General features: G+C 49.1%; 10 protein-coding genes and 1 tRNA gene. 3 read left to right on the top strand and 8 right to left on the bottom strand.

The genetic code is table 11. The features are described 5' to 3' along the window. Positions 1-98 precede the first annotated feature (98 nt). Both tig and K384_RS04915 read right to left on the bottom strand, forming a co-directional pair. The gene (gene tig / locus K384_RS04920; protein WP_038030050.1) at positions 99-1,529 is read right to left on the bottom strand and encodes a trigger factor; all 1,431 of its coding nucleotides are present in this window, start codon (positions 1,527-1,529) and stop codon (positions 99-101) included. Between the two features lie 136 nt (positions 1,530-1,665). Further along, a tRNA-Leu gene (locus K384_RS04915) sits at positions 1,666-1,747 on the bottom strand. A gap of 104 nt (positions 1,748-1,851) precedes the next feature. Here K384_RS04915 and K384_RS04910 point away from each other — a divergent pair. Next, complete coding sequence (locus tag K384_RS04910) at positions 1,852-4,134, top strand: RelA/SpoT family protein (RefSeq protein WP_051633129.1); 2,283 nt, start codon at positions 1,852-1,854, stop codon at positions 4,132-4,134. A 62-nt stretch (positions 4,135-4,196) separates the two neighbouring features. On the opposite strand, the gene K384_RS04905 is transcribed toward K384_RS04910, so the two are convergent. Next, positions 4,197-5,411: a hypothetical protein gene (locus K384_RS04905; RefSeq protein ID WP_038030048.1), complete on the bottom strand. Its 1,215-nt coding sequence runs from the start codon at positions 5,409-5,411 to the stop codon at positions 4,197-4,199. Between the two features lie 147 nt (positions 5,412-5,558). Continuing rightward, positions 5,559-5,984: a nucleoside-diphosphate kinase gene (locus tag K384_RS04900; protein WP_038030046.1), complete on the bottom strand. Its 426-nt coding sequence runs from the start codon at positions 5,982-5,984 to the stop codon at positions 5,559-5,561. Between the two features lie 206 nt (positions 5,985-6,190). Here K384_RS04900 and K384_RS04895 point away from each other — a divergent pair, with 206 nt between their 5' ends. Both K384_RS04895 and K384_RS04890 read left to right on the top strand, forming a co-directional pair. Next, on the top strand, positions 6,191-7,837 hold the full coding sequence (locus K384_RS04895) for a TldD/PmbA family protein (protein ID WP_038030044.1): 1,647 nt from the start codon (positions 6,191-6,193) through the stop codon (positions 7,835-7,837). 19 nt (positions 7,838-7,856) lie between these two features. After that, the gene (locus K384_RS04890) at positions 7,857-9,173 is read left to right on the top strand and encodes a TldD/PmbA family protein (protein ID WP_038030043.1); all 1,317 of its coding nucleotides are present in this window, start codon (positions 7,857-7,859) and stop codon (positions 9,171-9,173) included. Positions 9,174-9,698: 525 nt separating this feature from the next. On the opposite strand, the gene K384_RS04885 is transcribed toward K384_RS04890, so the two are convergent. The 4 genes from K384_RS04885 to K384_RS04870 all read right to left on the bottom strand — a co-directional run bounded on the left by K384_RS04885 (position 9,699) and on the right by K384_RS04870 (position 13,548). After that, complete coding sequence (locus K384_RS04885; RefSeq protein ID WP_038030042.1) at positions 9,699-10,976, bottom strand: metal-dependent hydrolase family protein; 1,278 nt, start codon at positions 10,974-10,976, stop codon at positions 9,699-9,701. 155 nt (positions 10,977-11,131) lie between these two features. Further along, entirely contained in the window at positions 11,132-11,656 is a 525-nt protein-coding gene (locus K384_RS04880) for a hypothetical protein (RefSeq protein WP_038030041.1), read from the bottom strand. A 12-nt stretch (positions 11,657-11,668) separates the two neighbouring features. Beyond that, entirely contained in the window at positions 11,669-12,616 is a 948-nt protein-coding gene (locus tag K384_RS04875) for an SDR family oxidoreductase (protein ID WP_038030037.1), read from the bottom strand. Positions 12,617-12,636: 20 nt separating this feature from the next. Continuing rightward, entirely contained in the window at positions 12,637-13,548 is a 912-nt protein-coding gene (locus tag K384_RS04870) for a helix-turn-helix domain-containing protein (RefSeq protein WP_038030036.1), read from the bottom strand. Positions 13,549-13,731: the final 183 nt, after the last annotated feature.

The following is a 13,731-nucleotide window of genomic DNA, read 5'->3' as shown; positions in this document are numbered from 1 at the left end:
GTTTTCCGGGAACATCTTCGCAACGCCGGCTAAGCCAAAAAAAACAGCCCTTTGCGCATCGTGCAAAGGGCTGTGTGTTATGCTTGATGGATGTGTGATTATTCAGCGCTTTGAGCGGCTTTTTCAGCCAGCTTCTTGGCTTTTTCTTCTTGCTTGGCGTTGATTTCATCCACCAACGCTTTGTATTCGTCGGTGCTGATGGTTTTCACATTCAAAGATATTTTGTCTTTGATGCGCTCAATCAGTTTACGCTGCATGACTTCGTCGCGCACTTCGCGATAGTTTTTGCCCTCGCCGTCCATGAGATAGCGGCGGGTGATGGCATCTAAGTCAATATTCATCATATGCAGCGGCAAGCCTTGCTGCTCGAACATGCGCTGTAAGCGCGCTTTGGCTTCTTCGAAGATTTCTTCTTCGCTTATTTCTATGTTTTCGTCTTTGGCAATGGCTTGCTTGATGAGCGACCAGCGCAAAAACTCTTCAAAGCGAGGATATTCCTGCTCGATTTGCTCTTCGCTCAAGCTTTCGTTGTTGGCTTTGAGCCAGCGTTTGAGGAAGTCGTGCGGCAGGTCAATCTTTATTTTTTCGAGCAGTGTTTCGGCAATGCTGTCAGCCAGCAGGTCGTTGGTGTTTTTCTCGTAAATCTTTTCGATTTCTTCCTTGATAGCGGCGCGGAAAGCTGCTTCGTCCTTAATGTCGTCGCGGTTGGGCAGTGCTTTTTTGAACAACTCTTCGTTCAGTTCGGCCGGTACCTGGCGCACAATGTCGGTGATGGTAAAGCGGAACTCAACGTCCTTGTATTGCTCTACGCGCCCTTCTTCGAAGATGCCCAGCAGGTAGCCTGCCATTTTGTCGTCGGCAAGCACATCCAGCTTAAAGGTAATTTCATCGCCTTTTTTCAAGCCGACAAATTGCGCGCGCGCTTCTTCTTTTACCTGATTGAGCGGCAGCGCGGTGTTGTCCATCACGATAGGCTCTATTTCGCTGCCCTCTTCCACGATGCTTTCTATCTTGCCATACAAGAAGTCACCTTCTTGGCTGCTTTCCGGGTGCTCGGTCTGAGCAAATTGTTTGCGCAGGTTCTCAATGACTTCCTCTATGTCTTTGTCTGTAGCCTCCACCTTGTAGGCATCCAGTTGGGTGTCTTTGTTTACTACGTCTTTGTAGTTGATTTCGGTGTGCAAGCCCACCTCATAGTCGAAGGTGAAGGTGCCCGGGTTGTCGAGGTCCAGGCTTAAGTCGGCGTCTTCTTTGGGCAGAGGCTCGCCTACCATAGGCAGCTGCTGTTCGCGTATGTAGTCATACATGCTTTGCACTGCCTTGCGATATACCTCCTCAGCCAAGATGCTTTTACCGTAGAGCTTTTTGATGAGCGATGCAGGCACTTTGCCCTTCCGAAAACCCTTGATAACAGCCGTTTTGCTGTACTCTTTAATCTTTTGCTCTACTGCGGGCATGTAATCGTCTTTTTCCAAGACTACGCTCAGGTGCCCTAAGGTAGGATTTTGTTTTTCAAATTTGATTTCCAAGGCGCTACTTATTTTGGTACAACCATTGATTCCATAGTTAAAAGCCCTCAACCGTACAAACCGGCGAGGGCTTCGCTGTGTATTGTTACTTTCGTTTCATAAGGGCAAACCATTGTTTGCGCCTTACGCTTGCTTGTGCGGGTGGAGGGACTCGAACCCCCACGCCTTGCGGCGCTAGATCCTAAGTCTAGTGCGTCTACCAATTCCGCCACACCCGCCTTCCCTTGCTCAACCACAGGGCTGTTTTCTGTCGATTGGATTGCAAATTTAGGCAAAATTTTTATATTGCAATAGGTATGCACTAAATTTTTTTCTATTCCATATGAAGCCTATCGAAACCAACAAACCTAACTTGAACGGCATAGATGAAGAAGCAGAACGCCGTGAAATTTTGAAGCGCTATCGTAAGCTGATGCGCATTGCCAAGCCCTATTTGAAAGAAGGGGATGCCGGCTTGATTAAGCGGGCTTTTAAAATGGCTGCCGAGGCGCATAAAGACATGCGCCGTAAGAGCGGCGAGCCTTATATTTTTCACCCTTTGGCAGTAGCCCAAATATGTGTGGAAGAGATGGGCTTGGGGGCTACCTCTATTGCCGCCGCTTTGCTGCACGATGTGGTGGAAGACACAGACATTACCTTGGAAGAAATAGAGCGGGAGTTTGGCAGTAAAATAGCCCGCATCATTGACGGCCTCACCAAAATTACCGATGTAGAAGATAGTGTTACCTCTTCCCAAGCCGAAAACTTCAAAAAGGTAATACTCACACTTGCCGAAGACGTGCGCGTGATTCTTATCAAAATAGCCGACCGCCTGCACAATATGCGCACGCTTGAAAGCATGGCCAAGCACAAGCAATTGAAAATAGCTTCGGAGACCATCTATATTTACGCGCCCTTGGCGCACCGCTTGGGTTTGTATTCTATCAAATCGGAGTTGGAAGACCTGTATTTGCGTTATACCAGTCCTTCGGTGTATAACGAAATAGTGGAAAAGATAGAACAAACCAAAGCCAGCCGGGATAAGTTTATCCGTGATTTTATACGCCCCATTCGCAAAGCACTGAAGGAAGAAGGCTATAAGTTTGAAATCAAAGGGCGGATGAAGTCCGTCTTTTCCATTTATCAAAAGATGCAAAAGCAGAAAATACCTTTCGAACAGGTCTATGACCTTTTCGCCATTCGCATCATTCTTGATGACGTGCCGCCCCAGCAAGAAAAAGCGGCCTGTTGGAAGGTGTATTCCATAGTCACGGATTTTTACCTGCCCAACCCGGACCGCCTGCGCGACTGGATAAGCACGCCCCGTGCCAATGGTTATGAGTCTTTGCACACGACGGTCATGAGCCGCACCGGGCAGTGGGTAGAAGTGCAAATACGGACACGCCGCATGGATGACATCGCCGAGCGGGGCTACGCTGCACATTGGCGCTACAAAGAATCGGGTGTGCAGGTGAAAAAAGGGGGGAAGCAGTCGCTTGAAACCGGGCTGGAAATGTGGCTCAACCGTGTGCGTGAGCTGCTCGAAAAAAATGGCACCGGTGCCATTGAGTTTATCGACGACTTCCGCAGCAACTTTTTCAGCGATGAAATCTATGTCTTTACCCCCAAAGGCGACTTGAAAGTATTGCCACAAGGCGCAACTGCTCTCGATTTTGCTTTCGAAATACATACCGACATAGGCAAAACCTGCATTGGGGCGAAGGTGAACAACAAGTTGGTGTCTATCAACTACGAACTAAAAAACGGCGATCAGGTAGAAATTCTCACTTCTGCCAAACAAAAACCCAGTATCGATTGGCTAAGTTTTGTAAAGACTTCGAAAGCCAAGCATAAAATCAAGGAAGCCCTGCGCGAGGAAAAGCGGGCTTTCATGAAGTTGGGGCGGGAGATGGCCAATAAAAAACTGCAACAGTGGGGCGTTCCATGCAACGATCGCACCTATGAGCAAATGCGTGCTTTCTTTAATGAGAAGACCGTAGCCGACCTGTTTTACCATATAGGAAGCGGCGAGCTGCCCATTACGGAGCTCAAGCGCTTCAAAGAAATATTGGAGACCAAGGGGGCACGGAAAGGGCAGGTGCAGCAGATGCCTGTAAAAAAAGAAAACAAAGACGGCGCAGAGCAACCGGAGCCGCCCAAGAAAAAACAGCCAAGCGACAGCATTCTCATTGGCGATGACTACATGCATGTGCCTTATACCTTGGCAAAATGCTGCAACCCTATTCCCGGGGATGAAATCTTTGGCTTTGCTACTGCCAACGAAGGCATCAAAATTCACCGGACTACCTGCCCCAATGCCACGGAATTGCTTTCGAAGCATGGCAACCGTGTAATAAAAGCCACGTGGGCGTCGGTAGCAGAAGAATCGTTTTTGGTGGGCTTATACATCAAAGGCACCGACCGCGTGGGTATCGTCAACGATGTGTCGAAAGTAATATCCAACGACCTGAAGGTAAACATGCGTTCCATTGCCATTGACACTAGCGACACCCTGTTTGAAGGCACCTGTACGGTGATGGTGGCCAATACCGAAGCCCTGAAACAGCTGATAGAAAAGCTGAAGGCCATACCCGGCGTGGAAGAGGTGAAACGCTTGGATTATTAGAACAAATGCCTGCTCAACAGCAAAGAACCGGCCCCACCAAGGTTTTTCAAAGCCCGGTGGGGCTAAATAGTTTGGAGCTTTTTATGATTGGTTTTCGAAAAAGAGGTAATAAGCAGGGCACTGCCCAAAGCCAACAGAAGGGCAGCACCGGCCAACCACCGGGGTGATAAAAAAAGCCCTTGTTGCCCGATAAGCGGCAGCGCTTGTGCGAACAACAAGAACTCTTGCAAGCCAAAGCCCAAGTGAAAACAGCCCAAGCCTATGTAAAAAGGCAGTCGCTTGACCGCAAAAAGGCTGCTTGCCCATCCCCACAGCACATGTGTAAATATGCCCAGGTGCATCAGGTGTAAAAAACCGATGATGGCACTTCGGTAGCCCATGCTTTGTAAGGCCAGCGGCTCATGCCACAACATAGCCACTATGCACTGCCGTGCGGCAAACGCAAGCAAGGCAATAGCCATCAACAGCCGGGAAGGTGTGCGGGCGCGGAGGTAAGTCCTGTTGCGCCATATTTGGCGGAACCACCAGATGCTTGCAATCATTTCGGCAGCAACACTGAACCGGTGAACCAACATCAATGGTTCGATGGCAATGCCGTGCCATGCAGGATAAAGGCTGTAGCTGCCCAAAACAGCCAGTGCCCAAAGCGACAGGGCTATGCGCCAGCCATGCAGCTTGGTTTTTTGACGCAATAAAAAGTAAGCAGCTACCACAAAAGCAGCCATAAAAAACCATCCTTGAAACTCGAGGTGCAAATACCACTTGATAGACAGGTCATAAGCAGGTGTTTGCTTGAGCTTTTTGGCCATCACTATTGCCAGCGCCCAGGTGCCCAGCGTAGCCAAAAAGTGAAAAGCCAGTGCCAACAGGCTGCCATAGCGCAGCACCGCCGCCTGCTTGGCTGTGCGTATAAAAGGCACCAAACGGTAAATGGCTACATAGGAAAGCAGTATATGCAGCGTGGAAAAAGGAATGGACAGCGGGCCATATCCTTGTACCGGGAAAGTGAAAAGCATGCCGGCAACAGCCAACTGCATAGCGTAAAACAAGCGACGGAAGGGAACCTGTGCGGTTTCGGGCACAAACAGCCAAACCATAAACAAGTAAAAACCGGCAAACAGCCACCCCAGCACTGCCACATGAGAGTGGGCATGCAGCAAATGTTTGTACACAAAATCAAATGAATAGAAGGGATATAACCGAAGCACCACCCCTATGAGGGCTGCCACCACCAAAATGCCACCGCTTAGGCGCCACGCTTTCTGAAAAAAATCCATGGGACTTTTTTTGATGCAATGGTTTTACTCAAAAAGTAAATAAAGAAAGTTTGCGAAGGCTTTCCAATGATGAGCATCAATGAAAAAAGAAAGCCGTACCATGGCAGTACGGCCTATAAGGTGTAAGCTACTTGTATGCACGAGCCCTTAGGCGTTCACTTCTTCAAGTTTAGAAAAGAAGAAAGCGCTTTCGATGGCTGCATTTTCGTCGGAGTCAGAGCCGTGGATGGCGTTGGCCTCAATTGACTTGGCAAACAACTTGCGGATGGTGCCTTCTTCTGCTTTGGCAGGGTCGGTAGCCCCAATCAACTTGCGGAAGTCTTCGACTGCATTTTCTTTTTCAAGCACCAAGGCAATGATAGGACCCGAAGACATGTATTGGCAAAGGTCTTGATAGAAGGGGCGCTCTTTGTGCACTGCATAAAAAGCACCGGCTTGCTCAAGAGTAAGGCGGGTCATCTTCATTGCTACGATGCGGAAACCAGCTTCTTCAATCATTTTCAAAATAGCCCCACTGTTGCCGGCTGCTACGGCATCGGGCTTAATCATAGAGAATGTACGTTTTCCAGCCATTTCTTTTCTTTTTTTTCGCTTGCAAAAGTGCACATTTCAACAGGCATTTCAAAACAGAACTATAATAAACTTAATCATAAAGTTGTATGAGCAAGAGAGATACCGGGCACACCATATTGCCTTGCCGGCATACTAAATGTTGAGCCCGTTTCGTTACATGAAATGAAGTTTTTTTAAATTGAGTGTAAACCAAACTAAATACTACCTTGAAACGGAGAGAATTTATACAACTGGCAGGAATGGGCTTAGGTGCTTCCTTGTTGTCCATCCCACTGATGGGAACACCTGTGCCCTTGGAAGCTCTGTTGATGCCACGCATGAGCAGAGCCGACAAAAGAAAATTGGCTGACATTGTGCTCAACACTGCCAAGGCAGGCGGAGCCACCTATGCCGATGTGCGCATTCAGCGCTCGCTGAACCAGTACATCTTCACACGTGAGGCGCAGGTGCAAAACATCGTGAACACCGAGTCGTTTGGCGTGGGCATTCGTGTGATAGTGAATGGCACTTGGGGCTTTGCCGCTACTGATGAGGTCACCCCCGATGGCGTGAAGCGGGCGGCAGAGCGTGCCGTGGCCATAGCCAAAGCCAATTCACGTTATCAGACCGAGCCCGTGCGGTTGGCACCTGTGCCTACTTACGGCGAAGTGTCGTGGAAAACTCCCATCGAAAAGAATGCCTTGGAGGTGCCTATTTCCGAAAAAGTGGAACTACTATTGAGTGCCAATGCCGCTGCTATGAAAAACGGCGCCAACTTTGTGAACTCGGCACTTTTTATAGTCAATGAGCAAAAATATTTTGCTTCTACCGACGGCAACTACGTGGACCAGGACATTCACCGCATATGGCCTACTTTCAACGTTACGGCCATCAATCCCAAAGAAGGTAAGTTCAAGAGCCGCCAGGCAATGAGTGCCCCCATGGGCATGGGCTACGAGTATTTGTCTGCCCGCCCCGAAGGCAAAATCAAAGGACCCGAAGGCACCGGCATGACCATGTACTACCAATACTACGACATGATAGAAGATGCCACGCAGGCGGCTATTCAAGCCAAGGAAATGTTGAAGGCACCTTCCATTAAGCCGGGAAAATATGATTTGGTTTTGGAACCCAATCATTTGGGGCTTACCATCCATGAGTCGGTGGGGCACCCCCTCGAGCTTGACCGTGTGTTGGGCTATGAAGCCAACTATGCGGGCACCAGCTTTGCCACCCTCGACAAATGGAAGTCAGGCAATTTCAACTACGGCAACGAGCTGGTCAACCTTTATGCCGACAAAACCCAGCCTTATGCCTTGGGCACCGTGGGATATGACGATGAGGGGGTAAAAACCAAGAAATGGTATTTGGTAAAAGACGGCATTCTGGTAGATTATCAGGCCATCCGTGACCAGGCACATATCTTGGGGCACAAAGAGTCGCATGGCTGCTGCTATGCCGACAGCTGGAGTTCCGTTCAATTTCAACGCATGCCCAATGTATCGTTGGAGCCGGGCAAAAAGCCCTATTCCGTGGATGAGATGATTCGCGACGTGGACAAAGGTATTTACATTGCCGGGCGCGGCTCTTACTCTATAGACCAGCAGCGCTACAATTTCCAATTCGGCGGAACGGTCTTTTACGAAATCAAGGGCGGTAAAATTACCGGCATAGTGAATGATGTGGCTTACCAGTCCAATACACAGGAATTCTGGAACTCGGTAGCAGCCATTTGTGATGAAAGAGACTACCGTCTCTTTGGTTCGTTCTTCGATGGCAAAGGACAGCCTTCGCAAATCAGTTCGGTATCGCACGGAAGCGCTACCACCCGCTTCAATGGCGTGAATGTCATCAACACAGCTCGTAAGATTTAATTTAAAGCCGCAAACGACTATGAGAATTCTATCAAAAGAAGAAGCCAAGCAGTTGCTTGAAAAAATCATATCCTACTCGAAAGCCGATGAGTGCGAAGCCAGCCTGAGCGGTGGGCAGGAAGGCAACATACGCTATGCCCGCAATACCGTAACCACCAGTGGGCAAGTAGAAAACCTGGGGGCTTCGTTTACTGCCTACTTTGGCAAGCGCTCCGGCACAGTAACCTTCAATGAGTTCGACGACGAATCCATTGCCAAGGCGGTGCGTCGCGCCGAAGAGCTGGCCCGTTTGGCACCCGAGAACCCCGAGCATATGCCGGTACTTGAGCCGCAGCAATACATAGAAACCCCCACTTTTGTGGACCGCACGGCACAAATTACTGCCGACTACCGCGCCGACGTGGCCGGCAAAAGCATTGCTTATTGTAAAAACAAAGACCTGATTGCCGCCGGCTTCTTTTTAGATAATGCCGGCTTTTCGGCACTCATGAACTCGAAGGGCCTGTTTGCCTACAACCGTTCCACAGGCGTGGATTTTTCACTGACAGTGCGCACTACCGACGGCACCGGCTCGGGCTATGTGGTACAGGACTTCAACGATGTAGCCAAGTTCGACATAGAGGCAGCCACCCGCATTGCTGCTCAAAAGGCATTGGATTCGCGCAATCCGAAAGCTTTGGAGCCGGGCAAATACACCGTGATTCTGGAGCCGGCGGCAGCCGTGGACCTGCTGCAAAACATGCTTTCCAACATGGATGCGCGCAGTGCCGATGAGGGGCGCAGTTTCTTGAGTAAGCCGGGCGGTGGTACACGCGTAGGGGAAAAGCTCTTCGACGAGCGCGTAACCATCTATTCTGACCCGGCGCATCCGGAAGTGCCCGCTTCACCTTGGGCAGGCGACGGGCGCCCCCGGGAAAAAGTATATTGGGTGAAAAACGGTGTAGTGCAAAACGTGTTTTATTCGCGTTATTGGGCTGCCAAAAAAGGCGTGAAAGCCATTCCGCCACCTGCCAACGGCATCATGCTGGGCGGTGACAAGAGTATAGAAGAGATGATTCGCTCTACCAAGCGTGGTATTTTGGTAACGCGCTTGTGGTATATCCGCACGGTCGATCCTCAAACTTTGCTCTATACGGGATTGACACGCGACGGCACTTTTTACATAGAAAACGGAAAAATCATGTTCCCGGTGAAGAACTTCCGTTTCAACGAAAGCCCTGTTATCATGCTCAACAATCTGGAGGAGCTGGGCAAACCTCAGCGCATCAACGGCAGCCTGGTGCCGCCTATGAAGATTCGTGACTTCACCTTTACCAGCCTTTCCGATGCTATATAGCCCCAAATAACACAAGTCCGTGTGACACCTTCAAAGCCCGGTAAGTATTCGTCCTTGCCGGGTTTTTGTTTTTCGGAAAAAGCCATGAAAAGAACCGGATATAGGCTTTTGCTTGGTAAATCATCAAGGGCGAATCCGGCAGGAGTGGGGTGCCAAATTGAAATATAAAGCCGTTATAAAATAGTTCTTACGAAAGAGAGTGAGGTGGCTCCGTGCCTCTCTGTGTTCTCTGTGGTAAAGAAAAAGGAATACTCACCACAGAGGTCGCAGAGTACCACAGAGGAGTAGGTTATACTCTGTGTCCCTCTGTGTTCTCTGTGGTAAAGAAAAAGGGGTACTCACCGCAGGGGGTACAGAGTACCATAGAGGAATGGGTTATACTCCGTGTCTCTCTGTGTTCTCTGTGGTAAAGAAAAAGGGGTACTCACCACAGGGGGCGCAGAGTGCCACAGAGGTGTGGTGAAAAAAGAGTATAGATCGACATGGAGAAGTAATAAAAACAGGGGACATGCCCCTGTGCTCTCACTATTCTTGCTTATACACTTTGCCGTCTTTCATCACAAAAACCACCTTACGCAAGGTAGAAATGTTTTCCAATGGGTTGTCTTCTACAGCAATCACATCGGCCAGCATGCCTGCTTCTATGCTGCCGAGGTTATTGACGCCCAACAGGTCGGCAGCATTCAGTGTAGCCGAACGGATGGCTTCGAGAGGGGGCATGCCTGCTTCTACCATCAACTCAAACTCTATGGCATTGAGCCCATGCACCGACACGCCTGAATCAGTGCCAAAAGCGATTTTTACGCCGGACTTATAGGCTTTGGCAAAAGTCTTTTGTATTTGCGGACCTACCGCCAAGGCTTTGGGCACCACTATGGGGGCATAGTAGCCGGGCACTTTGGCTGAGTCGGCAACGGTGCGTCCTGCCAAGATGGTAGGCACATAGTAGGCGCCGGTCTTCTTGAAGAGCTCAATGGCTTCGTCGTCCATATAGGTGCCGTGCTCAATAGAATGCACGCCGGCGCGCAGTGCTCTTTTCATACCTTCGGCACCATGGGCATGCACGGCTACTTTCATGCCGTAATCGCGGGCAGTTTCCACAATGGCGCGCAGCTCTTCATCGGTGAATTGCGGGGCTGTGCCACTTTTGGCAAGGCTTAAGACACCACCGGTAGCCGTGATTTTTATGAGGTCGGCGCCGTTCTTATAGCGCTGTCGTACGGCTTTGCGGCACTCATCCGGACCATTGGCCACGCCTTCATAAGGACCGGGATCGCCCATCAGGTCTTTGCGGTAACCGTTGGTAGGGTCGGCATGGCCGCCTGTAGTAGCAATGGACTTGCCGGCGGTAAACACGCGCGGTCCGTCTATCAGGCCTGCATTGATGGCATTGCGTAGTGAAATATTGACGCCTGTGCCACCTAAGTCGCGCACGGTGGTGAAGCCTGCCATCAGCGTTTTGCGGGCATAACCTACCGAACGGTAGGCGATATCGGCGGGGTTCAGTATGAAGCGCTCGAGCGTATTGTGCGGATTGGTTTCCGACTCGAGGTGCACGTGCATGTCCATCAAGCCGGGAAGCACATAACGGCTACGCAGGTCAATGACCTTTTCGCCCGCCTTGGGGGCTACATAGCCTTTTTCTATGCCGCGAATGGTATTGCCTTCGATGCGCACCGTGACGCCTTCGAGCCACTTGCCTTTTTTGACGTCGAGCAGGTGCCCACAATGCAGCAGGGTGGTTTGAGCCAAGGCGCTGCCCAGCCCCCAGCACAAGAGTAAAAGGGTAATCAGCTGTTTCATGTTTATATGGGTTTGGTTTCTACCAGATGAAGATAATAAAAAGCTGCTTACCGCTTTTATTTTTAAACGGGGGTAAATGGAAGGAAAAGAGAAAGCCCGTTGTACAAAACAAAGATGCACAACGGACGACACATGCTTGACTAATAAAAAAACGGCTAAGGTGTGTTGTGTTGTTTAAAATATGCCCGGGCTTCTATGAGCTTTTGATGATATGCTTCCATCCTTTGTTTGGCATTGCTGTCTATTATTAGAATTACGGACATCATGGCAATGGTGATAATCATGCTTGCACGCCATGTGGCGCCGTTTATGAAAATAATGCACAAGGCTGCCACAATGATGATGATGGGAATGGCTGTAAACACTACATTTTGATATTCCTTGATGGTCTTTTCGGTGCGGACAATTTCCGACTCTACGAAAGCAACAGGATTTTGCCGGTAGGCTTCTTCAAAAGTAGCAAGCCGCCGCTGGTTGCTGAACACCAGCCCTATGCCTATCACCAAAAGCAGGGTGCCGGCTATGAGGGTGGGCACAACATACGCTTTGGCCAGGTCTGTCTTGCCCAGCTGCCAGAATCCGGCACTTGCAGACAAGAAAAGAGCACCGAAAAGGATGAAGAATGCCGACGAAAACACTTCGTTTCTTGCCCACTCTATGGAGGTTTTTATGATTTCCATACTGTTTTTAGTTTAAAAAGTCCACTTGCAATGAGTTGCTTCTTCTGAAATTGCCCATAATTTGGCAGCAGCAGTTTCATCAAAGACGAAAGGCTCTACTTTGCATTCGCCCACAGGTCCGGACCACTGCATGAAGCCGGTAGGACCATAAAAGGCTTCTTGCTTTAAGTTTTCTTCAGTGGCACACATCACTTCCGGGTAGGCGCCTTTTTCGGCTGATTGCACGAGTGGTGAATGTGCCAGTATCCACCAGGTGGCACGAGTGAGCCATGGCGCATTGGGACGAATGAGTGAAGTTTTCGCTGCGCCGGGATGGCATACATATACCTTTACCTGTTTTTGTGCTTTCTTTATGCGTCTTTGAAGCTCATAGGCAAATACCATGAGTGCCAGCTTGCTTTGTGCATAAGCTGTATTGGGCGCATAACCTTCGTTGAAGTTCATGTCTTCAAACTTGATTCGCTTCAATCCCATCTTGTATCCTTCACTTGATACATACACAATTCTTCCCTTTGATTGCTCGATTTTATCGAAAAGCAGCTGAGTAAGTAAAAAGTAAGCGTAGTAGTTAACGCCAAGTTGCATTTCAAAACCGTCGGCGGTGAGGGTACGTGTGGCTATCTGAGCAACGGCGGCATTACAAATCAAGGCATCTATATGCGGTATTTTATGTATGACTTCTTCTGCCGCCCGGCGCACAGATGACAGGCTTGACAGGTCGAGTTTAATAAAGGATACCTTGATGTGGCTGCCTATGCTTTCCTTTAGGCTATCTATTGCTTTAAGTGTTTTTTCTTCGCTTCGGTTCAGCATAACCACTTCTGCGCCTTTTGAAAGGAGCATCCTGGCAGCTTCAAATCCGGCGCCGGTGTTGGTACCGGTAATAAGATAGGTCTTTCCATGCAAGTTTTTGATACGTTCGGGTGTCCAGCCGTTTTTGCCAAAATATTGTGTGCTCATTGTCTTATGGTTGTTTTGAATTAATTTACTCTGCGGTATTCAGAAGGAGATACACCGGTTTTTGATTTAAATAGCTTGCTGAAGTGCTGCGGGTACTCAAATCCCAATTCGTAGGCTATTTCGCTTATAGAGGCATTGCTGCCAAGCAGCTTGTTCTTGGCTTGTTCTATCAGGTAGTTATGAATATGCTCGCGGGCGCTCATGCCGGTTTCTGCCTTCAGCAAGTCGCTGAGATAATGCCCCGACATATTCAGCGCTTCCCCACATTGTTGAATAGAGGGGAGGCCTTGATTGGCAAGCTTTTCAGAAGCAAAGTACTCTTTTAGAAAAGCTTCGAAACGTGCCAGTATATCCTTGTGAAGTGGTGCGCGCGTGTAAAATTGTCTGTCGTAGAACCGGCGGCTGTATTTCAAAATGCTTTCTATGTTAGAGATGATGATTTCTTGCGAATGCCTGTCAATATTTTGCTCTATTTCGTTTTTGATATTTTTTACAAACTCAAAAAGTATGTTTTTCTCTTTCTCAGACACATGAAGTGCTTCGTAAATCTCATAACTGAAAAAAGAATAACCGGATATTTGTTGAGCGAGCGGGTGGTGGCGTATCAAATCAGGGTGGAAAACAAGGGTCCAGCCATCGTAGCCGGAAGCATCAGCCGCCGGGGGAGTTTCTGTTATTTCGAATACTTGTCCCGGAGCAGTAAATATGATGGAGCCGGATTCAAAGTCGAAAGCATTCCGGCCATATCGTATGCCGGCTTCGCAGGCAGTCTTACAGCTGATCATATATAGGTTGAGCTGAAATTTGCCTTCTATGGTATGGGCGTGGCTGTCGGCGGTTTTTATCACCGATACCAGCGGGTGTTCCGGCGGGGCGAGTTGCATCAGGCGGTGAAAATCGGCTACCGTATGGATGCGACGTATTGTTTTCATGCTTCGTGTTTTTTAGGCTTCTTTACTTTATGCAAAAGTCTTGAAAATAAGCAATATGGGAGTGTATATTTTGCAGAAGGATGAATACTTTTTGCAGAGGCTAAAAATACCGGGGGCCGGTCCTTTTTGATGGAAGAAGTACAATTTGAACCGGAAACACGTCTGCTGAAGGCGCACGGCAGC

This window comes from Thermonema rossianum DSM 10300 (assembly GCF_000426825.1).
GTDB classification, from domain to species: Bacteria; Bacteroidota; Bacteroidia; order Cytophagales; family Thermonemataceae; genus Thermonema; species Thermonema rossianum.
The sequence above is the reverse complement of the archived record's forward strand: the minus strand, read 5'-3'. Positions and strand labels throughout refer to the sequence as shown.

Excerpts from the sequence above, each read along its gene's own strand:
- K384_RS04880 (WP_038030041.1), bottom strand. The coding sequence starts at position 11,656 with ATGGAAATCATAAAAACCTCCATAGAGTGGGCAAGAAACGAAGTGTTT.
- K384_RS04910 (WP_051633129.1), top strand. The coding sequence starts at position 1,852 with ATGAAGCCTATCGAAACCAACAAACCTAACTTGAACGGCATAGATGAA.
- K384_RS04900 (WP_038030046.1), bottom strand. The coding sequence starts at position 5,984 with ATGGCTGGAAAACGTACATTCTCTATGATTAAGCCCGATGCCGTAGCA.
- K384_RS04890 (WP_038030043.1), top strand. The coding sequence starts at position 7,857 with ATGAGAATTCTATCAAAAGAAGAAGCCAAGCAGTTGCTTGAAAAAATC.
- K384_RS04875 (WP_038030037.1), bottom strand. The coding sequence starts at position 12,616 with ATGAGCACACAATATTTTGGCAAAAACGGCTGGACACCCGAACGTATC.
- K384_RS04870 (WP_038030036.1), bottom strand. The coding sequence starts at position 13,548 with ATGAAAACAATACGTCGCATCCATACGGTAGCCGATTTTCACCGCCTG.
- K384_RS04905 (WP_038030048.1), bottom strand. The coding sequence starts at position 5,411 with ATGGATTTTTTTCAGAAAGCGTGGCGCCTAAGCGGTGGCATTTTGGTG.
- K384_RS04885 (WP_038030042.1), bottom strand. The coding sequence starts at position 10,976 with ATGAAACAGCTGATTACCCTTTTACTCTTGTGCTGGGGGCTGGGCAGC.